This is a genomic window from Pirellulaceae bacterium (genome assembly GCA_019636385.1).
In the GTDB taxonomy this organism is placed as follows: Bacteria; Planctomycetota; Planctomycetia; order Pirellulales; family Pirellulaceae; genus Aureliella.
On sequence record JAHBXT010000001.1, the window covers coordinates 589,171 to 611,985 of the forward strand.

The 22,815-nt window shown below is 54.8% G+C and carries 26 protein-coding genes and 1 pseudogene; 4 read left to right on the plus strand and 23 right to left on the minus strand.

Going from position 1 to position 22,815, the window contains the following annotated elements; translation table 11 throughout:
• Positions 1-404: 404 nt before the first annotated feature.
• The gene (locus tag KF752_02255; protein MBX3420357.1) at positions 405-1,850 is read left to right on the plus strand and encodes a DUF1501 domain-containing protein; all 1,446 of its coding nucleotides are present in this window, start codon (positions 405-407) and stop codon (positions 1,848-1,850) included.
• A gap of 127 nt (positions 1,851-1,977) precedes the next feature.
• On the opposite strand, the gene KF752_02260 is transcribed toward KF752_02255, so the two are convergent.
• The 20 genes and pseudogenes from KF752_02260 to KF752_02355 form a co-directional block, all read right to left on the minus strand.
• On the minus strand, positions 1,978-3,348 hold the full coding sequence (locus KF752_02260; GenBank protein ID MBX3420358.1) for a hypothetical protein: 1,371 nt from the start codon (positions 3,346-3,348) through the stop codon (positions 1,978-1,980).
• 252 nt (positions 3,349-3,600) lie between these two features.
• Positions 3,601-4,620, minus strand: a complete 1,020-nt coding sequence (locus KF752_02265; GenBank protein ID MBX3420359.1) for a hypothetical protein — start codon at positions 4,618-4,620, stop codon at positions 3,601-3,603.
• A 323-nt stretch (positions 4,621-4,943) separates the two neighbouring features.
• Complete coding sequence (locus KF752_02270; protein ID MBX3420360.1) at positions 4,944-5,366, minus strand: DUF790 family protein; 423 nt, start codon at positions 5,364-5,366, stop codon at positions 4,944-4,946.
• Between the two features lie 70 nt (positions 5,367-5,436).
• Positions 5,437-5,604 carry a DUF790 family protein gene (locus tag KF752_02275; GenBank protein ID MBX3420361.1) on the minus strand — a complete coding sequence of 56 codons (168 nt, stop codon included), beginning with the start codon at positions 5,602-5,604 and terminating at the stop codon, positions 5,437-5,439.
• Positions 5,556-5,999 carry a DUF790 family protein gene (locus KF752_02280; protein ID MBX3420362.1) on the minus strand — a complete coding sequence of 148 codons (444 nt, stop codon included), beginning with the start codon at positions 5,997-5,999 and terminating at the stop codon, positions 5,556-5,558. Before KF752_02280 ends, KF752_02275 begins: the two co-directional genes overlap by 49 nt.
• Positions 6,000-6,140: 141 nt before the next feature.
• Positions 6,141-6,323, minus strand: a complete 183-nt coding sequence (locus KF752_02285) for a hypothetical protein (protein ID MBX3420363.1) — start codon at positions 6,321-6,323, stop codon at positions 6,141-6,143.
• 47 nt (positions 6,324-6,370) lie between these two features.
• On the minus strand, positions 6,371-6,772 hold the full coding sequence (locus tag KF752_02290) for a DEAD/DEAH box helicase family protein (GenBank protein MBX3420364.1): 402 nt from the start codon (positions 6,770-6,772) through the stop codon (positions 6,371-6,373).
• The gene (locus KF752_02295) at positions 6,747-7,061 is read right to left on the minus strand and encodes a DEAD/DEAH box helicase family protein (GenBank protein ID MBX3420365.1); all 315 of its coding nucleotides are present in this window, start codon (positions 7,059-7,061) and stop codon (positions 6,747-6,749) included. The genes KF752_02290 and KF752_02295 overlap by 26 nt, the downstream gene beginning before the upstream one ends.
• Complete coding sequence (locus KF752_02300) at positions 7,062-7,280, minus strand: hypothetical protein (protein ID MBX3420366.1); 219 nt, start codon at positions 7,278-7,280, stop codon at positions 7,062-7,064.
• Positions 7,281-7,707: 427 nt separating this feature from the next.
• The gene (locus KF752_02305) at positions 7,708-8,031 is read right to left on the minus strand and encodes a hypothetical protein (protein ID MBX3420367.1); all 324 of its coding nucleotides are present in this window, start codon (positions 8,029-8,031) and stop codon (positions 7,708-7,710) included.
• 36 nt (positions 8,032-8,067) lie between these two features.
• A complete protein-coding gene (locus KF752_02310; protein ID MBX3420368.1) occupies positions 8,068-9,144 on the minus strand; it encodes an EscU/YscU/HrcU family type III secretion system export apparatus switch protein in 1,077 nt (358 codons plus the stop codon).
• A gap of 127 nt (positions 9,145-9,271) precedes the next feature.
• Positions 9,272-10,057: a flagellar biosynthetic protein FliR gene (locus tag KF752_02315; protein ID MBX3420369.1), complete on the minus strand. Its 786-nt coding sequence runs from the start codon at positions 10,055-10,057 to the stop codon at positions 9,272-9,274.
• A 30-nt stretch (positions 10,058-10,087) separates the two neighbouring features.
• Positions 10,088-10,360 carry a flagellar biosynthesis protein FliQ gene (gene fliQ, locus KF752_02320; GenBank protein MBX3420370.1) on the minus strand — a complete coding sequence of 91 codons (273 nt, stop codon included), beginning with the start codon at positions 10,358-10,360 and terminating at the stop codon, positions 10,088-10,090.
• An 81-nt stretch (positions 10,361-10,441) separates the two neighbouring features.
• Positions 10,442-11,377, minus strand: coding sequence for a flagellar type III secretion system pore protein FliP (gene fliP, locus KF752_02325; GenBank protein ID MBX3420371.1), 936 nt, complete (start codon positions 11,375-11,377; stop codon positions 10,442-10,444).
• On the minus strand, positions 11,374-12,228 hold the full coding sequence (locus KF752_02330) for a flagellar biosynthetic protein FliO (protein MBX3420372.1): 855 nt from the start codon (positions 12,226-12,228) through the stop codon (positions 11,374-11,376). Before KF752_02330 ends, fliP begins: the two co-directional genes overlap by 4 nt.
• Positions 12,229-12,334: 106 nt before the next feature.
• Positions 12,335-12,580 (minus strand): annotated as a pseudogene (gene fliN / locus KF752_02335) (flagellar motor switch protein FliN).
• A 270-nt stretch (positions 12,581-12,850) separates the two neighbouring features.
• On the minus strand, positions 12,851-13,399 hold the full coding sequence (locus tag KF752_02340; protein ID MBX3420373.1) for a dihydrolipoamide acetyltransferase: 549 nt from the start codon (positions 13,397-13,399) through the stop codon (positions 12,851-12,853).
• A 177-nt stretch (positions 13,400-13,576) separates the two neighbouring features.
• Entirely contained in the window at positions 13,577-14,329 is a 753-nt protein-coding gene (locus tag KF752_02345) for an OmpA family protein (protein ID MBX3420374.1), read from the minus strand.
• Positions 14,330-14,332: 3 nt separating this feature from the next.
• Positions 14,333-15,097, minus strand: coding sequence for a motility protein A (locus tag KF752_02350; GenBank protein ID MBX3420375.1), 765 nt, complete (start codon positions 15,095-15,097; stop codon positions 14,333-14,335).
• A gap of 5 nt (positions 15,098-15,102) precedes the next feature.
• Positions 15,103-15,345: a flagellar FlbD family protein gene (locus tag KF752_02355; GenBank protein MBX3420376.1), complete on the minus strand. Its 243-nt coding sequence runs from the start codon at positions 15,343-15,345 to the stop codon at positions 15,103-15,105.
• 496 nt (positions 15,346-15,841) lie between these two features.
• Between KF752_02355 and KF752_02360 the strand changes: the two genes are divergently transcribed.
• Positions 15,842-17,815: a TolC family protein gene (locus KF752_02360; protein MBX3420377.1), complete on the plus strand. Its 1,974-nt coding sequence runs from the start codon at positions 15,842-15,844 to the stop codon at positions 17,813-17,815.
• Here the strand turns inward: KF752_02360 and KF752_02365 are convergent.
• A complete protein-coding gene (locus KF752_02365) occupies positions 17,772-18,575 on the minus strand; it encodes a PIG-L family deacetylase (GenBank protein MBX3420378.1) in 804 nt (267 codons plus the stop codon). The genes KF752_02360 and KF752_02365 overlap by 44 nt on opposite strands.
• 47 nt (positions 18,576-18,622) lie before the next feature.
• Complete coding sequence (locus KF752_02370) at positions 18,623-19,978, minus strand: MFS transporter (GenBank protein ID MBX3420379.1); 1,356 nt, start codon at positions 19,976-19,978, stop codon at positions 18,623-18,625.
• A 257-nt stretch (positions 19,979-20,235) separates the two neighbouring features.
• On the opposite strand from KF752_02370, the gene KF752_02375 reads away from it, so the two are divergent.
• On the plus strand, positions 20,236-20,940 hold the full coding sequence (locus KF752_02375; GenBank protein MBX3420380.1) for an HAD family phosphatase: 705 nt from the start codon (positions 20,236-20,238) through the stop codon (positions 20,938-20,940).
• A gap of 107 nt (positions 20,941-21,047) precedes the next feature.
• Here KF752_02375 and KF752_02380 read toward each other — a convergent pair whose 3' ends face one another.
• On the minus strand, positions 21,048-21,371 hold the full coding sequence (locus tag KF752_02380; GenBank protein ID MBX3420381.1) for an HU family DNA-binding protein: 324 nt from the start codon (positions 21,369-21,371) through the stop codon (positions 21,048-21,050).
• Positions 21,372-21,689: 318 nt separating this feature from the next.
• Here KF752_02380 and KF752_02385 point away from each other — a divergent pair, with 318 nt between their 5' ends.
• A complete protein-coding gene (locus tag KF752_02385; protein ID MBX3420382.1) occupies positions 21,690-22,805 on the plus strand; it encodes an SMP-30/gluconolactonase/LRE family protein in 1,116 nt (371 codons plus the stop codon).
• Positions 22,806-22,815 lie beyond the last annotated feature (10 nt).

Consider the following 22,815-nt stretch of genomic DNA (forward strand, 5'->3'; position numbering starts at 1 on the left):
AACACGCCAATTAGCTTAACGATCTACGGTGGCTTGGCAACTAAACCCGATCCAGTTCATCAGAATTTCAAGTACCCGTTGCCCCTGGAGTCGATAGTTCTATTTCCCATTCGACTCCTCGGCAAATCGCAAGGTCGCCGGCTGGCCCCATGCAGCCAGGTTACGGCGCACTTCAACCGCAGTGCGCTTGCGCCCGGTTTTCCCCGAAAAACTCCAGATATTCTGATTGACTAAACAACGTTCACCGGATCATTCAACGGCGGCTATCAGTAAAGTTCTATTGCCCAGCGCAAGTTGCTATACTATTGACTGGCAGCATTTCGAGCCCCTCCGGGGACTGCAGTCCTCAACACTTCCGCCGAGACGGCGTGTTGCCACCCAAGCCTGAGAATGACTGACTACTGATGTCTGCGAACTCCACTACAAATCCGCTGCAGTCAGGTCGCCAGCGCCGTCGAGATTTCTTGGTGGCTTCGACATGCGGCTTGGCGGGATTGCCGCTGGGTGCTCCAGGATCGGTGCTTGCCGGCCCCACTGGCACCGGCGAGCGGCGTGGCGGTCAAGCAAAATCGGTGATTCTGTTCTTCTTATGTGGAGGTGCTTCGCAGATCGATACTTGGGACATGAAGCCCCAAGCGCCCGCCGAATACCGTGGTCCGTTCGCCGAATGTTCCACGTCAGCGCCCGATGTTCGACTGTGTGAACATCTGCCAATGCTGGGACAGCAAGCTCATCATCTGGCCGTCATTCGTTCGGTGGGAGGTACGGTCAATACCAACGACCATCACGCCGGCTATTACTACAATTTGACGGGCCACGCAGCCGATCCAACCTTTCAATCACTGGGTAACGACCGCCGGCCCTACGCGGATGATTGGCCGTACATGGGAACTGTCGTGGCCTCACGCCGACAACCGCCACCAGGCCTGCCCGGTGCAATCACGCTGCCGCACATGCCCAGCAAAGCTCCCTACACGCGGCCCGGACAATTCGCAGCCAAGCTGGGCGTGCAATTCGATCCGCTGTACGTCCACGGCAGCCTCAGCGAACCGCTCAAATTTCAAGCTCCATCGCTTTCATTATCGGGCAACGTTACGCCACAACAACTTCAGTCACGCCAGCAGTTGTTGTCAGCGCTCGATTCTGCTCGACGACAATTCGAATCGTCTCCCGCCCAGCCGGCCTGGAAGCAACAACAGCAGCGAACGATGGACCTGCTGTTGTCATCTCAGGTAACCACTGCGTTCGATGTCAGCCGCGAACCTGAGTCGCTACGACAGCGCTACGGTCAGACCGTCAATAGCATGAGCTTGCTGCTGGCCCGGCGGCTGGTGGAAGCCGAAGTCCCATTTATCACCGTGTTCTGGAAAGAGAACGAAGCTTTCGCCAAGCAGTGCGCCAGCGAGGGAGCTTGGGACACGCACGGCAATAATTTTGAGTGCCTAAAAACACACTTGCTGCCTGAATTTGATCGAGGCTTTTCGGCGCTACTTGAGGATCTGCACCAGCGCGGCCTGCTGGAGCAGACATTGGTGTTGGTTACCAGCGAAATGGGCCGCAAGCCCAAGATTGGCGATCCGCGATCGGGCGGTGCCGGTGGAACTGGGCGAGATCATTGGACGCATTGTTTAAGCGTGTTGATGGCCGGTGGTGGCGTACGCGGTGGTCAAACCTACGGTTCATCCGATCGCCTAGGTGAATATCCGGACCAACATCCGCTGACGCCAGCCGACATTGTCCAATCAGTCTATTTTGCGACGGGCACAAACAACTTGCTGGCTCATGATTCTCAAGGGCGCCCCTATCATCTGCTGGACCAAGGCCGCCCCATCGCGCCGCTGTTTGGTTAGGTCCAAAGGATTGAATGTGGCCACGGCCACCAGTCCGTGGACTGAGAATGTACAAGGGTCGCAGCCAACCGGCCTTTCCACTTTCTGGCGGCAGTGTCTGTATGCCCCAACTCTCTGGCGAGAGCAGCTACTGTTTACTTGCCTGAGCGGCATCCGTTGACAGCGATGACTCGCCGCCTGGAATTGCTAACCAGTGGTTCAGTAGCGTTCCGTCAATCGACCATAGTCGGACTCTTCCATCAAACCCGCCGCTCAGCACGTGACCTGCGGCGATGTTGACTGCGACAGACGTTGCCCAATCGGCATGTCCCTCCAACTTGGCCGCGATTTGATTGTCTTTCAAATCCAGTTTGACGACTTGCCCGGTCGCGCACGGTATGAGAACAAATCCATCGCCGCGCGCAACGTGAAATCCTGCAGAGGGCAACGCGACATCAGCCACTCGGCTACCGTCCGCCGCGTTCCACCGATGCAGCTTGCGATCTTCTCCGACAGATAACACGTGCGCTCCATCAGGCGTCAGCGCAATCCCGCGCACCGGCGAAGCATGGCCGGAGTAGCTGCTGATCATTTGTCCGGCGTCCAGGTCAAAAACCTTGGCGGTCTTGTCGCGACTGGCCGACACCAACCGCTGCCCATCATCGCTAATGGCGATGGCAGTAACCCAGTCTGCGTGACTGGCGTATGCATTCTGCAGTTCCAAGGTATGGAAGTTGACAATGCGCACACTGCCATCCGCTGCGGCAACCCCGATTTCATCTCTACCTGGACGTATGACAACATCCAGCACCACATCAGACAGACGCACTGGGACGCCAACTACCACACCGCTCGCCCAGTCCACCATGCGTACCTCACCGCTTCGACCGGGTTGACCACCTGCCACGGCCAGCAACGATTGATCCGATGTAAACGCCAACGCCATGATGCGTTCCGGTAAATTAGAAATGCGTCGCAACAACTGCCCGGTGGCACAATCCCAAATGGTTAGCTCATGATAGCCTGCACAGATCGCGTGCTTGCCATCGGGTGAAAAGGTCAGGGCAGCGATGGGCACTGGCCCGTAACTATCGGGTGGCGGTGGGTAGACTGGAGGTGGAATAATTGCTGAGAGCAACTGGCTCGCATCGTCAGCATCGTACTTCGCTCCCGACGCGATCCATTGGCTGACTTTCTGAATCGACTCGGCATCCAGCGGATCGCTATCCGGAGGCATGCGTTCCGACGGATCGTCGGCCGTCATTCGCTGCAACAGCAGGCTGGCGTCGGGCTGCTGTGCCATCAGTGGTGATTGCCCCGAATCACCGGGCTTAGTTAGCTCGGCAAAGCTATCCAGCCGATAACCGCCCTCAGATTTCTTGGCTCCATGGCAAGCCACACAGTGTTCCAACAAGATCGGTGCCACAGAACTGCGAAATCCTGCCTGCTCATCAACCTCCTGCGCACCCAACCAGTTGCTGCCATAGAGCGCCACCAGCAACACTAACGATGGCCTCATCGCATTGAACTTCAACATTCGCGAGATTCTTCTGATCATGTATCAACCGACAATCGATGGCCCCGAGTCACACCCTGCGAGATGAATGGCGATGCATGACTACTAAGATTCTCGTTTAAAAGCACAGTGATTTCAATATGTGCCTGGCCAGCGATTTCTCAAAGACGTTTACAAGCCTAGAAAATCTGGGGATTACATCGTATCCATGATCACACCAACTGCCATCAGTGACACACTACGTGCGTCCGATACTTACCGTGGGCGGACTTCGTAGATTAGGTGATGCGAGACGTTGTCTTCAGGGACGAAGTGGAATCGTAAAGCGCCAGCGACTGATTCAACATAACATGGGTTTTGCGTGATGACCCGAGCGGCAGGGCCTTCTGTGAATATGTCCACGGGGATTTGATGCACAGGCTTGAGAGTCGCTAGATCAAAGAGTTCAATACCACCCAACGAGTACTTGCCACCACCGGGTTGACGATAGTTGGCTAGCCCAGAGCAGATGGCTAGACGATTGCCGACAGTTTGGCAGTCCTGATAGTCGATGTAGTGCTGAGACAGAAGTTGATAATCGTTACCAGCGGTAACTGACGACTCTTGAAGTGAATGTTCCGAAGTCTGGCTCGGTGCCGTACGCTGTGCACTGTGCAACTGGTGACTGTCGTCCAGCTGCCAGGCATAGATGCGTCGTGAGCCCCAACTGAAGCCGATCAACCGATTCTCAATTGGATCGCGCACGACGGCCCCGATATGATCTGAAATGCGAAACAGCGTTTCAGCCTTCAAACTATTGATTTCCACGCGATAGATAATGGTGCTGCTGTCTGGGCGGTATTCAGCCACCGGCACCCAGATATATTGCTCATCGCGATCGATTCCGCCGGGATGATAAAGGCTGCCTTCGCCCACTCCACTGCGCCGCACCTCCTGTCCGCTGTCATCATAGGTGATCAGAAACCCTTGGCCAGCAGTTGCCTGGGGATTGGCGGCTGAACCATTGGCTGCGTTGTCAGTTCGCGTTGGTTTTTGGACGGTCGACAAGTAAAACAACTCACCTACGCGCGTTAAGCCTTGTGGATGATACGTATCGAACGCCAGCGGCTGGCGCTTGATCAGCTTCCAGCTTGCGCGACGATCCAGACGTCTAAACAACTCAGTGATTTCGGACGACTCAATGTGAACATTGGGATCTGATTGGGCTATCGACACCTGAGCCGAGAAAGTCATTGCCAGGACGAATGACGCAAGCCACCATTTAGCGAATTGCATTGAATCACAGCCGAATGTGTTTTTGGAGAACGGCATGTTTGGGGGCAATAGTGCTATCTTGCGTTCCTGCAAACATTTGCCTGGGTGGCGGAGGGCTTGGGCGAATTGCTTCATGATAGTACTGGCTGGACGAGGTGTCTAAATCGACTAATTCTCACCGGATGGCTGGCCGATGGCAGCAGCTAACTTGGCGGCCAGTTCTGGTAGTGAGACTTTGTCTTGTACCACATCACAGACGCTTGTAGCTGAGCTGACAACGCAAACAAATCCGCTTGTCGATCTTGCTGAGCAATGATTCAAATAGTTTCATCCGCGAATTGCAGTTAGGTATGCAGTTTCGACTGAATATACTCGGGCGTCCAAAAGCCGATGATCTCCAGATGGATTTGCTTGCCTGACTGGTGCGTCCATAAAAAGTCAGGCAGGAGAATCTTTTGGTACCGTTCTAGCAGGCCAGTTTCACGCTCTAAAGCCCAGCCGTTCACAGGACCTGCTTGCCACTTGTGCATCAAATCGGCTTCGATCTGGGAATCGAACTGGTCATCCGGCTCAATGGGTGACCTCAAGCCATCATCACTGGACAAGCGGAGCTGGAGAAAGCGACCAGCATTGCCCACCGAGACTTTGGCAGCCAATCGCCAATGTTGGCAAGCTAAAAGCATGGGGATCATCTTGGCCATGGCCACGCCGCGTTGGTCGTAAAGCGCTGGCCGGACCGTTGAGCGTGAATTGATACTCGTCTCCATTGTGTCGGACCATATGCATTAACCCCGTCAGTTTAATGGCGCGCACGACGAATTTCAAATCCGACTTGGCTCACACGGTCAATTGCGTTGCCCGATACAGACAGACTTGCACCTGAGCCACGTCGTACCGAGCCAACAGTGCCGCTGGACTGTCGAAGCCCGCAAGGGATTCTAACGGATGGAATTCAATCACGTCAGCGAACAGCTCACGCTCGATCTGCTCCCGGGGCTGACCCATCTGTGCGGCAATCTCTCGCTTAACCGCCCAGTGTTGCGATTCGATCCCCCCTCCGCCTTGAAAACCAAGGGATGTCGGGCGGCAGCGGCCTGGAAGACTTGCTCTCTTAATTTGGTCGCTCGGCGACCGCTATCGGAGGCGTACTGACTGGCATCATCCAATAATTTGATGATGGCCGACATGCGTCGTGATGAACAATCCGGCAGTTGATCTAAAATGTCCTCGGCGTGTTGGTGTACGACTTGTCGCGTGGCCCCCACGCTGTCTGCATAGGTCTTCAACAACTGCTCGGCGGCGGCCAAGTAATGTGCGTGCGTGGATCGAATCAGTGGACCGGGACGGATCAAACCGTTGGCGAAATCGAATTCTGCCAAGGCTTCTTGCGAGGTCAGCATGTGTCATCCATCCCTGACAGTTGCCTGGGGCTTGGCAGCTGTTGGCTGCTGAGCTGCATCGTCGGGGCGGCGTTGGTAGACATCGCTGCGACGTCGTGCGCGCGAGCGAGTATTCTCGCTGGTTTCCGACAGCACGACTTCTTACAACGTTGCGTCGCCATAGGGCGACTTGCGCAGCACGCGCCCCAATCGCTGTCGGGCCTGTCGAGTCGAACTGCTGCCGCCAATTACGATGGCCACTTTGGCGTCGGGCAGTTCGACGCCTTCGTCCAAGATTTGATTGGCTACTTTAGCTAGATACTGACCCGATTCAAAGCCACTCAATATGCTGTGCCGCTCGCGTTTGCCGCAATGACTGAGTAAGCAGGGAATTATTGACTCCAATTGAAGGCAACGTCCTGTCGGCCGCGCACAAAAACATACCGACGGACCTGCTGCGCAAGTTCGTCGTAACGCGCCTGCTCAGTGGCGGACAAGGTGACTGGTATGCGCACCACGCGGTAGGTTGCCAGCCAGCTCCCAGCTGCTTCCTGAACTTGCAACTGATAGCAGTTGGGCCCGATCAGTTTAGCCAACTCGGCTTGTCGGCCATCGCTGCGCAGTGGAGTAGCCGTGAGGCCGAGACGGTACGGGGCTGCCGACATTAAAGCCGCTTCGCGATAGAGATTTCCAGGTAGATGATGGCACTCGTCGAATACTATGAAGGCGAAACGATTGCCCAAGTTCGCCATATAGATCGCTGCGCTATCACATACGGAGCGCTGCGCTGTCATAGGTCGTGACCGACACGGCCCGCACGTCAAACGTAGTGTCGCCGATGATTCCAGCATCGTCGTCGAAATAGTCGCGTATTCGGCGATGCCATTGGTACATCTGATCGCGAATAGGAGCTATAACCAGCGTGGACATGGCCAGTTTTCGAGCGATGAATAAGCCGACAACCGTTTTGCCTGTGCCTGTGGGCATGACCACCACACCGCGCTGACCCGCCGCTGTAAATGCATCCACCGCCATCTGCTGCGGGGCCTTGAGCGGCGGCAAGTTATTGACGGACCAAGCCACCTACTGCCAACGGGGCACATCAGAGCTGACGCGACCAGCAACGCTCCCCAGCGATCGCTGAACCTCCGCCAGCCACAGCGCATCGGCGCGGTACTTTCCGACGCGAGCATCCAGCAGCCACGGAGCGCTTGGAAAAACACGCTCGACAGCGCGGGCACTGAATTCATTCGGAAGCAGTGTGCCTTGATCAAAGGTGAGGGTTGGCAATTCTCGGTTCATTGGTTGCTCGACATCCGTGCTGGCTTGGTCAAGCAGACCTCATAGTCTAGTTGGTCGCCAGTGTAACCCTGGAAGGGTCAGAACAACATCAGTCGTAGTGTGGCAATAGCCACTGGCTACTTGGGGCCATGCATGGTCGGAGATCCAGCGACCAGTAGATTCTTGCCTTTGAGCTAGCAGACGCCACGAGGAATACGACTCGGACACTTCCGTCGAACGTGGCCTTTCCGAGTCGCCCGACGATGAGTTTGTGGGTAAGTGCCTGGCGGAATTGAAAGCGACGATTGTTACGTTTGGTAAGCAAAATAGCCATCGACCATCTGTATGACCGCTCCAACTCTGGTCCACCTCAGACGAAGATATAGGCGGTTGTTTCCGCCAAGAGCATCAGGACATGGAACCTGTGGTACTGCACGCGAGTGCAAGGTTATCTGTAGTCATCCTTAAATTTCTTGCTCATGACCGGCATTTGGTCAGGGTTTTCACGCCAATGCCATTTCCAGGCGCGCTCTGTTTTCGCCTGCCGATCGACTTCAATCACACCTTCGTCGTTTTCGACCCAGCCTACCAATGCTGACCTGAAGACGTCTGCCGTGTAGTCAGTTAGGTTGCCCGTTTTAGACCGACAACCCACGTGCGCTATACCAATGCCAATCGCCAGAATCCAGGTGGAGATTCGAGAACCCGATGTCAGGTAGACGCGAGAAGTTGGAACAACAGCCATAGTTGGAACCAAAATGTGACTAGACATGCTGGTGTCACTTGAGCTCATCCATGTCAACTGGACTTAGCCGGCGACCGGTAGTTTCTTGCCTTTGAGTTGATAGACGTATCGCAGAACTTCAGCCACGGCGGCATATTGTTCGCTGGGGATCATGGCACCGATTTCGACATGTTTGAAGAGTGCTTGCGCCAGTGGCTTACGTTCGATGACCGGTACACCATGATCCAAGGCCATCTTACGAATGCGAGCGGCAACATGCCCGGCACCCTTGGCGACCACAATGGGAGCAGGCATGGTTTCGGCATCAAATTTGATGGCAATCGCCAGTTCGGTAGGGTTTGTGACCACGACATCGGCACCGGGTACCGCTGACTGCATGCGATTGATGACTAATTGACGCTGGACGGCGCGACGCCGAGCGATCAACTGGGGATCGCCGTTCATCATTTTGATTTCTTCGCGCATTTCCTCGTCGGTCATACGCAGATCTTGGGTGTGACGCCACCACTGAAAACCGTAATCAAACAGAGCCAGCAAGAACAGCAACATCGCCACACGCAAGCACAAATCCAGTAATGTGCCCCACACCAAGGTACCAATCTCGCCAACGGTTAGCGTGTGCGCTCCTTGAATCGTATCCCACTTACCCCATAGACCCACAGCGATCACACTGGCGACCATCAAGATCTTTGCAACCCCAAAGGAGACTCGAACCGCATTTGGCAGGTCAAATAGTCGCTTGATGCCTTTGAGCGGATTGATATGGTTCAAATTGAAGGCAATCTTTTCGGGCAAGAACACAATGCCACTTTGCCCCCAACTGGTCAGGACGATGACCAAACAGATACCAAATAGCAGTGGCCCCAATGAAGCCAGTGTCTGCAGTAGCGACTGGCCGATGAAACCGGCTGCCGAGCGTTGGCTGAAATCCCAATAGCGATCCTGAGTCAAACCTGCGCGAATGATTTCCGTTAACGAATGGGCGATGTTCGGTCCCCACCACCAAAGCAACGTCACCGCAACTAGCAGCAATAGCGAAGAGGCCAGGTCCTGGCTCCGCGCAAACTGTCCTTGCTCGCGCGCCTTCTGACGGCGGTACGGCGTGGCGTCATGTTTCTTTTCTCCAGCAGACTCAGCCACAAACTACCTTTCCCTACAACCGTTCACATCTAAGTTTTCTCGCATACCCGCCTGGGCATGGCCGCGCGTCTTCGGTACACGCGCAACCTGATTGGCACCTGCTTGAACGTGAACTTGGTTTACGCCTTCAGCGAACGGCGATGGCACGTTGGCAACTGTCAATCCAAGTGGCCAGTTCACTCTGAAACACCCAGCTCATGCTGCCCAATGACACGAATAGGACGATCATGAGGGCACTGATGTTGAGATTGAAACCGATCGACAAAATATTCAGTTGAGGCAATGTTCGTGCCAGCAAGCCTGTTACGATGTTCGATAGAAGCAGGGCGATGGCCAGTGGCGCGGCCGCGCGCAAGCCAACGACGAACGAATGACCAAGCATGATTTGCAATTCAGGTAGCCAGTGCTCCTGAAAACTCACTCCGCCTGCAGGATATTGTGCAAAACTTTCCATGGCGCACTGCATGAGCATCCGATGCCCACCCAACAACAGCAAGGTCGCGATCGCCAATAGACTCAGCAGATTCGACAGCACGGGAAGATCTTCTTGGGTACTGGGATCGATGGAAACGGCAATGTCCATACCGGAAAGATTCCCAATGGCGTGGCCGGCCACTTGCAGAGCCACGATAGCCAGCATGATGACACTGCCTAATAGTACGCCGAGCATCAGTTCACCGACCAGAGCAATCACCCAGTGTAGGATGTCGCCAGGCATGGGGGTTGCAGCTGCCGAGGCGATGGGCATCAGCAGGGCAGCCACAGATATCACCAGTAGCGCGCGCAATCGCATAGGCAACCCGCTGGAATTGACCGGTGGCGACAGCATCAGTACGGGGCCAATGCGTGCCAGAATCGACACGAAAACCCACAGCGGTTGACCAACTATTGCGACTAGTGATTCACCCAGCATCGCTTGGTTCTCTATGGACCTACAGACGTGTTACTTGTTCACGACGGCAGGAATATTGATGTACGCAGTGCGCGTGTAGTCAACCATTCGATCGGCGATCCACGGCAAGCAAAAAACAAGCGCCAGGATCATTGCCACAATCTTGGGAACAGCACTGAGCGTCTGATCTTGGATCTGTGTGACTGCTTGCAACAGGCTAATGACTAGGCCCACCACCATGCCGATGACCAACAGGGGGGCACCGATCAGCATGGCATTCATCACCGCGCTGCGAACGAGTTCTACGGCAATTCCTGGTTCCATCGTTGTATTTCCTTGTAGATTGTGTTGTCAACTGAGTGTGCGCGACTTTCCAGTGCCATGCACCGACCGTTGAGGGTGGACCTAGCCGTATGTCCCAAAGCTTTCCAGCAGCATGGCGACAATCAAGTGCCAACCGTCGATAAGTACGAACAGCAATAATTTGAATGGCAGCGAGATCATTGCCGGTGGCAGCATCATCATCCCCATCGAGATGGTGACGGACGCAACCACCAAGTCGATTAACAGAAATGGCAAGAAGATTTGAAAGCCCATCAAGAATGCTGTCTTGAGTTCGCTCAACATATAGGCGGGCAGCAATACTTGCAGTGGGACTTCTTCAAAGCTCTTGGGCGGCTGAGCGTTTGGATCGTTGTAGGCAAAGAACAGGTGAACGTCGTCGTGGTTTCCAGCCATATTGATTTGACGTCCCATGAACGTTCGAAGCGGGTTGACTCCAGCCTCCCATGCCTGCTCAAGCGTCATGGTGGAATCCTCGGCGGTGTAAGGCACGATGGCATCCCGATACACCTGATTCCAAACTGGTGCCATAATAAAAATCGTCATGAATATCGCGATAGAAGTGATAATCTGGCTGGGCGGCAACTGGCCGGTACCCAAGGCCTGCTTGAGCAGCCCCAACACCACAATGATCCTCACATAACAGGTCGTCATCAGCAGGATGGCCGGTGCCAGGCTCAGTACCGTAAGCAGCAAGACGATTTGTAGGCTGCTGGACAAGCCTTCGCGACTGGTCCATTTTTCAGGACCGGCCAGAAAGAAGCTTTCGCCGGCGGTCGTCGGCTCCGCACCGGCTCGTTTGAAGGTTTCAGATACTTGATCGAGCAGTCGTCCGGCTTCAGACTGCGTGCTGAGCGTCTGGTCGCTCTGAGCGAGTTGTGGCCTAAGTTGCTCCTGTGCATAGGCTGATGGGGCAACTACTGTCGATTGGCTTAAGAGCCAAGCTAGGCACAGACTGCCGCAAGTAGCCCAAGTACGCACAGTCATCCGGCCGGTCATACTCGGGCTCCTTGAGTCAGTATCTCGCGGAACGATTGAGCCATGCTGTCGGCCTGTTGGCTTTCACATAATCCAGCAATACGGTCGACTTCGAGTGGATCGGTGATTTCACTGATTGTCCGTGCATCGCCTTGAACTAGGCTGACCAAAACCAACTTGGGACCGAAACGCAGCAGCACCATTTGTTGTCGAGGAGCTACCGGTGCGCGCCCCAGAACTTGTACAACATGTTTGGGCAAGCCACGCCCCAGAGTGTTTCCGAATGACTTGCGATACAGCCAAGCACAGCCCAGGAAAAACCCGATCACCACCGCCAGGCTGGAACCGGCTGAAACCAACATTTTCACAGTGCTACTTCCGCTGGTGGATTGGACGGGAGCCGCTTGCGCGCTGCGTGGTTGTAATGGCGTGTATAGACCTTGCTTATTGGTCGTTGACGGACCAGTAGACGCTTCGTAATTGGCTGTAACCGCGTGACCACTGCCGGCCGGATCGTTGAACCCAGCCCGTTGATTGACGACAGCCGACGAGTTGGCGGTCAAGCGTTGATCGGAAGAGGCTGGTTGACTGGCAGAAGCGGTAATCACTCGTTGCGGTCGCTGAGTAGTTACTACTGGCGAGTTCTGAGCTTGAGTACTTCTGAAGTCGTGAGAGGATTGCGAATCGTGGCGGCCGCGCATCCAAGTGGTTTCTGGATCACTGGTTCCACGGAGTTCGTCAGCGGCTGCCAGAGAGCGTTGTCGGCTTTGGAAGTTTCCGTTGTAGTCGGGCAGCGATGGCAGAGGCTGCTGACTGGATGGTTGTTCAGCGGGAGCTGGAACGGCTAGAGAGGTCGCGAGAGCCAGCCCCATTAAGCCACAAAACCAAAGTGATCTTACGCGGCGATTCAGCCAGGCAACTCCCTCAGAGAACATCAGCGACATCCTTGTCGTTTGCCGCACGGGCCGGCCCGCGCGATTAAGTCGGACCGAACAGGTCGGAGCCCACCAACTCAGCTACGCGGACGCAAAAGTTATCGTTCAGCACCATGATCTCGCCACGCGCTACCAGGCGACCGTTAGCATAAAGGTCGACGGGGTCGCCGGCTAATTTATCAAGCGTGACCACCGAGCCGCGACGCAGCTTAAGGACATCCTCCAGCAGCATCTGGGTGCGCCCCAACTCAATCTTCAAATCCAAATCAACATCACGCAATAGCTCGATCGAGCACTTTTCAGGCGGGCCTTCGTGGCCTACTAAATCCTCTAAGTGAAAAGGCGTCGGGGGTGGCGCGCCTGCTTCGTCCAAGGAATCTAGGGCTTGTTGAGCATCCCGCAGCGCTTGTGAAGCTTGGTTAATCACCTGCTGACTGCCCGGCGCACCCGCAGCTTTGGCGCTGCCAACTCCATCGGCTTGAACCGAGTCTTCTTGATTAGTTGCCATGCTGGGGAGCCTCCAAGCGCCAGAAACGCGACAACTGTCTACCTAGACCAGCTATTCTTCTATCAAATCGTAGTTGTTGAACACTACGCCCAATAGAATTGGCGTTTCGAATACCTCGTTACTTGTCGCAAGTATGCGGCGTTGAATCAAGCCCAACTGTGATTCCTTGAGTTCCTCCAAGGTCGCATTGCGCAATTCCATCATCAGCTTGTGTCGGAAACGGCCTTCGCGTTCGGCAAACAACGCTGCCAGCTTTGCCCGCTCCTCGCCTTTGACGGTCCCGCGCAAATCAAATTCCACTCGATAATTGCTATCACTACCGATTGGTGTAACAGGAATACCGAACTGACCTAAATTGAATTCCTGAATAGCTTTGTTTTTGTCAATGACTTCCTCGTCTTTTGCCTTGAGCCTGGCCTCCAGCTTTTCCACTAGCCGACTTTCGGCCAGAGCGGCCACATCGTCGGCGCTCGGTACCATCAAGAAAAAGATCAACGTTTCGGCGATGACGATCAATGAAATGAAGCCACCCACGAGAAACTTGGGCATCATTGATGGCTTGGTCGTGGTTTCTTTGGTTGCTCGTGCGTCGGTTGACATGGCTAGTAGTCCAGTCCAATGAATGCTGTCATTTGCGAGACAATTTGGCAGCAGCTGGTTGGTTGAATTCTGAAATAAGTGATAGGTGGCGTGTTAGTCCGTTAGATTTGCAATAGCGGTAATTTGTCGGGACGCAGACTTCCTGGAAAGTTGCCTAGGCTGTCTGTGTGAACAAGTCTACGGATTCAACACTTTCTGGTGGCGTTCTTCTTCAGTTCCAGACAATTGATTCACCGTTTCCTCTAACATAAACACTTCGACTCGCGGATTCAGTCGCATGCGTTCTGAGTCACCGGAGGCGTACATCGGCTCCCAAGCGCCGGCTGACGACAAACGAATGCGTTCCGGTGGAATCTGGTGTTTTTCAATTAGGTATTGCATCACTGCCCGTCCTCGTCGGTACGATATGTCCATAGCGCTAGCCTGAGTTGTCTGCGACGCGGCCAGTTGCGGCGCAGCGTGTCCACGTATTTCGATTTTTTGGGGTTTACCAATCAGTTCAGCAACTTGCCGATCTAGAGCAGCACGGTTTTCATCATCCAATTCGTAGCCATCGTTGCCGAAAAACAAAACCGTTCCAATGCCCGTGCTACTGCCAGGCCGAACGATCCGCACCAAGGGTTCTTCGCCATCGGGAGCCCGTGTGGGTACACCACCTTTGTGTGTGTCTTTTCTCTTGGCACGGCCCATAGTGGACATGACTCGCAACTCGCTCTCGCGCGGTTTGTGCTTCCCTGGTGACAGACTGTCGATCACCTTCACATGACCGAATTGCGCGCGAATGGATTCCACGATCGCTTGATACTGGTCTTCTTTTTTGATTTCGCTCATCGAAACCAGCATAATGAAGAACGTCAGTAGCAGGCTCATCATGTCCCCGAAGGTTACAACCCATTCGGGAATCCCGGCAGGTGGATCTTCTTCAATCATCCGCTACTCCTTGACGGGGCGTTTCTTGGGATGAACGAAGGTCAATAATCGCTGCTCGATGGCCCGTGGACTTTCGCCCGACTGAATGGCCAATACGCCGCGAATTACCAGTTCGACTGCACACAATTCTTTCTTGCTCAGCAACCCCAGCTTCTCAGCAAATGGTTGGAACACTACGTTGGCGGCGATGGCACCGTACAGCGTTGTGATCAAGGCTACGGCCATACCGGCACCAATACTGGATGGATCTGACATGTCGGACAACATCATAATCAGCCCCAAGAGGGTACCGATCATCCCGTAGGCCGGAGCAAAGCGAGCCAACTGGTCGAAAATTGAGCGTCCCTCTTTGTGCCGCCGAGCCAGTGCCTCCATTTCGGTCCGCATGACCGATTCAATTGTTGCCGCGTCATTGCCGTCGACCGCCATCTGCAGTCCGGAGCGGATTACGGGACTTGATACGTCTGCCAACTTACTTTCCAGCGCCAACAAGCCGTCGCGGCGCGCGGTCTCGGCCAGTTCTACAAGTTGCTTGATTAAGCCCAGCAGATCGTCTTCTTTGTTAAGAAACGATTTGATGAACACCATGGGCAGAGCCAACATGCTCTTCAACGGAAAGGCCATCATGGCCGCCGCTCCCGCACCGCCGACCACGACCAACACCGACGGTATGTCGATAAACGCGGAAAATGGGGCGTTACCCATGAGGATAGAGCCAACAATCAGCGCCCAGGCAAGTAGGAATCCGATGAGTGATGTAATGTCCATGCCAGTTACTCTTGATCGATCGTGCTAGCTGTCGGCCCTAAAGTTGTATGCCCTAAAAAGGACGGGAACATGCCTTTGCGTTGTTGATAGTCAAGTGACAGCTCAACCACTCGATCCATGGCTTCCGTAACGACAATCCGCTCGCCGGAAACCAAGGTTACGTAGGTGTCTGGGAGTTGTTCGACGTAGCGAATCAGATCGGCGTTCAGCACAAATGGCTGTCCATCCAGTCGCGTCAGCTTGATCATCCCGTTCCTCTGGTGACGATGCTGGCGGAACTCGGCCAGTTCGGTTACCGCACCGGGTAACCAGGGTTCGAAGCAAGCCTGACAGTTCCGTAAATTCACCATCGAAGCTTAGGTTACAGCTCAGATTTCTTGAACAATTCACCTTTGCCCACAGCATTTGACTTGCTTCCACTGCCAGCACATTCTGCGCAACCGTCTCGACCGTTGCGTTTCCCTGCTACCGGCAAGCGGTTGGTGGAGCACTTGAACAGGTCCATCGCCTGAGTACCGATCCTGAATCGCGCTCGCATGGCGCGGCATGACCAATCGGGCACTGTCGGCCTGATAGTCTGTAGCGATTATCGCGAATGCCCGGTTGATATCATTAATACTTGTCGAAGGGCTAGCAACGGTCGTTCGATTCTTGTCGATTCACAGGCCGATACTGCTGGTAGCGACTGTCCTCTGTGAAGTCGTCGTCACCAGATACTCTCGCGGCGTGTGCTGAGCAAGAAAAATGCGCATTCATCAACTTCGATCGATGTCCGTTTGGATGTTTACAGCCTGGATCGTAACCACGGGCTGCCATCCCAAAAAACCCTTCCGGTTTCGCGATACATGGGATAGCACTCCAAGTTACGTCAAGACTGTGGCTACGGAAATTGAGTACCCGAAGGTTCAGTCCTATTTGAATGCCAATACAACGCAAATTCCTGAGCCGCTACGATTGGAGAATCCGGCTGAACTGCCGAACCGCGAATTGTTGCTGCCCGAAGCCATAAACCTGGCACTCAGCAATGGCGACATCCTCCGATCACTCAACGCCAGCGTCGTCCAAATCAACCCGCTGGGTGTGATCACTAAATTCAATCCAGCACTTGCCGAAGCTGACCCCAGAATCGGCGTCGAAGCGGCGCTGTCCGCCTTTGATGCACGCGTGGCGGGACGGTTTTTCTGGCAGGCTGACAATCGCCCGGTGAATATCGACATATCCGACCCCATCATCGGGCTCTTCCAAGTCGCCAATTTTCGAGGCGACCTGGCAAATTTTAACTACGAGATAACCAAATTCACCGCTACCGGAGCCCGATTTGCCGCGCGGCACGTGGTGGGTTATGACTACAACAATACTCCGAACCGCTTATACGACGGTGCCTTTAACGGCTGGTTCGAAGCCGAGTGGCGTCAACCACTGTTGCGGGGGGCGGGCGTGCAGTACAACCGCATCGCCGGACCAGGATCGCCCAATGGGGTCTATAACGGCGTATTAATTGCGCGAATCAATGCCGATATTACGCTGGCTGATTTCGAGGACGGGATCATCAATTACGTTAACGAAGTCGAGTCGCTCTACTGGGAGCTGTATTTTGCGTACCATAATTTGGAAGCATTGGTCGCAGGTCGTAATAGCGCTCTCTTGACATGGCAGCGAGTCAAAGAGCTTGAACGCGTCGGAGCTCGCGGTGGCGACGCCGCCTCCGAAGCTCAGGCTCGATCGCAATACTATGGTTTTGACGTCCAGGTCCGCGAGGCGTTGACCGGCCCGCGCGGTTTGTACGCCATCGAGCAGAATCTGCGGTACCTGCTCGGCTTGTCGGCAACCGATGGCACACTGCTCAAGCCGGTCAGCCAGCCGATGGAAGGCTCGGTTGTCTACGATTGGCAAACATCGCTGCGCGATGCGCTCACCTGCCGCGTCGAAGTCCGTCGCCAAAAATGGGGCATTAAACGTCGCGAACTGGAACTGCTGGCAGCGCGTCTCAACCGCCGTCCGACGCTCGACTTGGTCAGCCAGTATCGTTGGCGCGGATTCGGCGACAATTTGATCGACGGCTACGCAGCCGAGTCCTCCAACAGTCTGTATCAGGACATCTTCTCAGGCAAATACCAAGAGTGGTTCGCCGGAATCGAGTGGGGTTATCCCGTCGGAATGCGTCAGGCGGGCGCTGCCGTGACCCATGCACGGTTGAGCCTGGCGCGTGAACAAGCGATTCTTGAAGAATCGGAATTACGAATTTCGCACGACCTGAGTACCGCATCGCGGTCGATTGCCCGTGCCTACAATTTAATGGAGGCCAATTTCAACCGGCAACAATCCGACCGCGATCAAGTTGCAGCCTTACAAGCTCGTTACGAAGGCGGCTTGGACAATATCAACTTTCTGTTGCAGGCACAGCAACAGTTGGTGGCGAGTCAGTCCGCCTTCTTCCGTTCGTTGGTCGATTATCAATTGGCGCTACGTGACTTTCACCGTGAGAAGGGATCGTTGTTGCTCTACAACCAAGTCAATCTCAGTGAAGGGCCGTGGGCTAGCGAGGCCTACGAAGATGCTCAACAGCGCGGGCGCTTTTTCGCTCCACGTACCCGACCCAACGTAACCGTCCCCAGGCCGGTCAGTGGCGGTAGCTTTGATCCTACCAGCGTCGGAACTGGCTGGTCCTCCGAAGTTACTTCAAACCCGGAAACAGTCGTTGAAGCTTCTCCAGGGTAGGCTGCGTGGCGTACTGGCTAATTTCATAGGCTTCGATTTTGACTTCTTGCGCCAGCGGCAATCCGTGAGCTACCAATTCCTGAGCGAAGAATTCTCGTCGCTTGCGAAACAGCGCCGACAAATACTCTGCCAGCCATTGACGGCGCTGCTGGCTGCCTGATGGAACTTCGATCTGATCGTGATAGGGCAACCATTCGAACACTTGCGATGCATGGCATGCGGCCATGTCGACCAGTGTGTTGAATTCATCGGAGATTTCTAAGATTACGTCGGCTCGCAACTTACACGGCCTAGTAAAGGTGTCGGTCATGTAGGCTACGACTGGGTCGCTGCGCAGCGCTGGCTTGTCGGCGCACACCAGCGGTACTGTAACCAGGTAGCTGGCGTCCTGGACCGCCAGACCCACTGCACGATGATCCGGATGATAATCATACGGTCGATGCGTGATGACCAGGTCGGGGCGGAAATCACGGATTTCGCCAATAATCGCCTGACGCACTTCCAGGCTGGCAGTTAATCGCGCATCGGGAAAGCTCCACACCGCCGACAGTGCGCCAACCCGCTCGGCCGCAGCCAGCGCCTCGGCCCGACGTACGTCTATAAGTTGCTCTGAGGTTAGTCGATGATGACCACTGCGGCCGTCGGTTACAGACACTATTTTGACGGGAGAACCTAAGCGACAATAGCGTGCTATTAGCCCACCGCACAGAATTTCTGCGTCGTCGGGATGCGCTCCAATCACCAACAAGCGAGCTGACATGCGTTGCACCGGGAATGAAAGATCGGAATAGCGAACCGCCCTGGACTTCAATTCTCAACGGCCGCCAAATCGCTGGGAGTTCGCGTGTCCAAGCGGTAGAACAAGGCGAAAGGCAGGACCAGCGCTCCCATCATCCAGAACACGCTGGAAATCGGGCACTGAACTGTACCGGCCAGCCATTCAAACAACTGATACAGAGGGCCGGCCAGGAGAATGCCTACGAAATTGGCCTGATTCATGGTAGCGATCAAGCGGCCCTTTAAGCGCATGGGCGGTCGCGATTGCAGGAAGACCATGACGGGAATCGAAAAGATCGCCGCAAACACGCCTACGCTAATCAGGCCAATCAAACTACCCCAGTAGCCAAGCACGTGGTGCTGTCCGCTCCACATGCCAAGCAGAGCCAGCGAGACGAAGATTCCACCTAGGCCGATATTGACTGCTGAATTGCCCAGGCGCGAGCGGCAAATAGAACTGGCCAGCGGCGAGCCGAACATGATGCCCAGACCAACTCCGGCCACCAAGATACTCGTCTTGAATTCACCCACGGCCAACTGTTCCATCCCCAGGCGATTGACGGTGGGGACTGCCAGGCCGGATACCAGCCAGAAGACACTGGAGACCATAATAGCTGCCAGCAGTGTGCGATCCTGACGAAACAGCGCCAACATATCACGGCTGACTCCCCAGCAATCTAAACTCAAGCGCAGCTGAGGATTAGCTGGCGGCGTCAGGCGAATCATCCGCGCCGTCAGGGTTCCCACGATCGCGATCAGGATGCAAATCGCTAGACCACTGACCAATTGCTCAGCCGAATGGCCTCCCATCATCTGCTTGAGCAGTCCAGCGGCAACGGTGCCCAGGATGATGGCCAGAAACGTGCTCATCAGCATTAGCGCGTTGGCTCTGGCCAAATCGTGATGAGCAAACAACTCAGGCAGTATTCCGTATTTTCCAGGGCCAAAAAATGAGCTTTGGGTAGCCATCAGAAACAGCACAATCCAGGTGCCGGTTTGACCAAATAAGCCGTACATTTGGAAGGCTAACAGCCCCAGCCCCATAATGGCGATCTCAGCGTACTTGCACCAAACGATAATTGGAGTCTTGCTGTAACGATCGGACAGATACCCCGCGAATCCACTGAAGAGCACAAACGGGAGCGCAAAGATTGCAGCTGCCCAACCTTGCACGTCGGCCTGCTCAGTCACTTGACCGACGGTTACGTCAGCAGTCGCAGCGTCGGCGGCCAAGGCCACAGGCAGAGCCAGCAGCAGCATCAACTGCTTGTAGAGATTGTCATTGAAGGCTCCCAGAAACTGAGTGGATATAATTCCCCAAAAGGAGCGATCCGAGAATAACGGTGGTCGATGTTGTGCGTTCTTCACCTGAGCATCCCTCAACATTGTGTTATCCTGAACCTACACCCACCAACTAATCGCCAGGAATTCGTAGTCCGCTAATGACCAAGCATTTCAAGCCGGCATTGTGCCCGTTTCCGCAGATTGCCGATAGACCGATTTGTGCAGCAGCCTGTTTGAATGTCGATGGTTTCGAACCTCGGCCATGCCACGTCCTGTTCAGCTGATTGACGATCGCCACAATGTTCACAACCCGCTGTTCACCGAGCGCGGGACCGCACGAAACACTATCTGGAATCAACATGAATCAGCCGCCTAGCCAACCAACATCCTGGCCTCACCCCTTGCGCGCCGTCGCTTTCGATATGGATGGCTTGCTGGTCAATACCGAACAACTCTATACACAGGTGGGCCACGTCTTGCTGGAACGCCGCGGCAGACGCTTCACTTCGCAGCTCAAGGATGCCATGACTGGTCTACCGAGTCCGCAAGCCTTTGAATTAATGATCCAGTGGGAGAGCCTCTCAGATACCGTGGAGACTTTGGAGGCTGAGTCGGATGCCCTGTTTGCCGAGATATTGCCACAGCAACTTGCGTTGCTGGAGGGAGTTCATCAACTGTTGGACCATGTGGACCGGGCTGGCTGGCCGCGATGCGTTGCAACCAGTAGCTCGCCGGGATTCGCAGATAGCGTCCTCCGGCTGGTTTCGATTCGCGAACGTTTTGACTTTGTCATTACCGCTCATGATGTGCCGCGCGGCAAGCCGCATCCGGACATTTATCATGCGGCAGCACAGCGTATGGGCGTGCCTACTGAGCAGATGATGGTCTTGGAAGACAGTCACCACGGCTGCAAGGCTGGGGTCACCGCCGGCGCGTGCACCATCGCCGTGCCGGGAGAACACTCTTGCGGACACGATTTCAGCGGCGCACATTGGCGCGCTCCATCGCTGCTCGATCCAACAATCGTCTGGCTACTGGCTGGCAACTTGGGCCCCAAGCCCTAAAACAGCCAGGGGCAAGTCAACATGCATTGACTTGCCCCTGTCAGAAATTCCGGTGCTCGACTGCGACGGACCTGTCCCGCCACCAAGGTCGCCCAGCCGAAAATCGTTTAGACCATTTCCTTGAGCTTCTTCAGCGGTCGTACGCGAACCACTACTGACGCTGGCTTGGGAGCCGCCCAAATCATCTCACCAGTAGCTGGATTGCGAACTTGTCGCTTGGGCAGTGCTGGCTTGTCTACGGCAACGATCTTGCACAGATTGGGAATCTGGAATACTCGCGGCCCCTTCTTGCCAATCTGCTGAGCAATTTCCTGAGTCAATGCATCGAAGAACTCAGCAACTTGCTTCTTTGTCATTCCGGTGCGTTCGGCCAAGCTATTGAAGACCTCTGTCTTCGTAGCTGGCTTCTTCTTGGCTGAGGCTTTCGCCATACGTTCAATCCCTTTCAAGTAAGTGGAAGTCCAGTGGGGAAGTAAATGGATACTGTGCACAGATTAAAGGCCGCGACGACCAAATTTCAACGGGGCAAATAGCGAAAACAGCTAAAAAGGTACGTTTTTCCAGGGTTTTTCTGGTTTCCTGAGCTTTCCGACCGGTTTTCATCGTCAATTTGCCGACTTGACATCCAATTTTCACGCACTCCGAAGAATGCAAAAGCTAGCCCCCGGGTGCCGTGTTACAATGCCCGGGTTCGATTCAAGCTACTTGTGTCCAACGCCATTTAATCGTGAACTTTCAGGGCTGGTACTATGAAACGCACGGTACGACGCATCGCATACGGATTAATAGGACTAGTCGCGTTACTGACAGCGTGGATTGTCAAGACTGCGTATGACGCTGGAGAATTCAAAAGCCTTCAGCCGCACTTTGCCGGCCAGAAACGAACAATTACCGATGTTGTGGGGGGTGAGGATATCACTATCGACCACGCTCGGCAGATCGCCTACATCAGCGCCGACGATCGACAGACTCGCGCCCGCCAACCCGACCAAGCTGTCGGAGGCATCTATCGGCTGGATATCAGCGATGTTCATGCTCAACCAGTGTTGCTGAAGCGACAGCCGAACGAGCCTATCGCTCCCCACGGCATTTCGCTGTATCAATCGCCCTCTGGAGACAGCCATTTATTTGTTGTCGACCATCAACTGCCCGAACATCGCATCCTGCACTACGTCGTCGAGCCCAACGCTGGACTGCGATTGGTCAACACCTTTCAGGACGCGACCTGGATGATTAGCCCGAACGATGTAGTGGCTATTGACGAGCAGCGATTTTATTTCACCAACGATCATGGTTCGGCGACTGGTTGGGGCAAGTTTTTTGAAGAATATCTGCAGCTTAGTCGTGGCAGTGTCGTGTACTACGATGGCAAGGGCTACTCGAAGGTGGCAACGCAAATCGCATATGCTAACGGAATCAACACCTCTGCCGACGCCAGTTACGTGTATGTCGCATCGCCGATTGGTAAACAGCTGATAGTCTATCGCCGCGATCAGGCTAGCGGGAAGTTAGAGAAACTGCGAACTGTGCTGCTCGGCACAGGAGTTGACAACATCGAACGCGATACAGATGGCAACTTGTGGGTGGGCTGTCACCCCAAGCTGCTGAGCTTTGTCCGCCACGCGAGAGATACCCGCCGACTGGCTCCGTCGCAAGTACTCAAGCTAACTCGCAAAGGCGAACATGACTTTAGTGTTGCGGAAGTATTTCTTGACGATGGATCCCAACTGTCCGCTTCCAGCGTGGCTGCCGTTTCAGGATCGGTTATGCTGATTGGACCGGTGCTGGATAAGAAACTCTTGCGGTGCAGTTTGCCGGCCGAATTCGCTGACGGCGCTAGGGCACAGCAGGCAAGTGACCCATGAAGCCCACCAG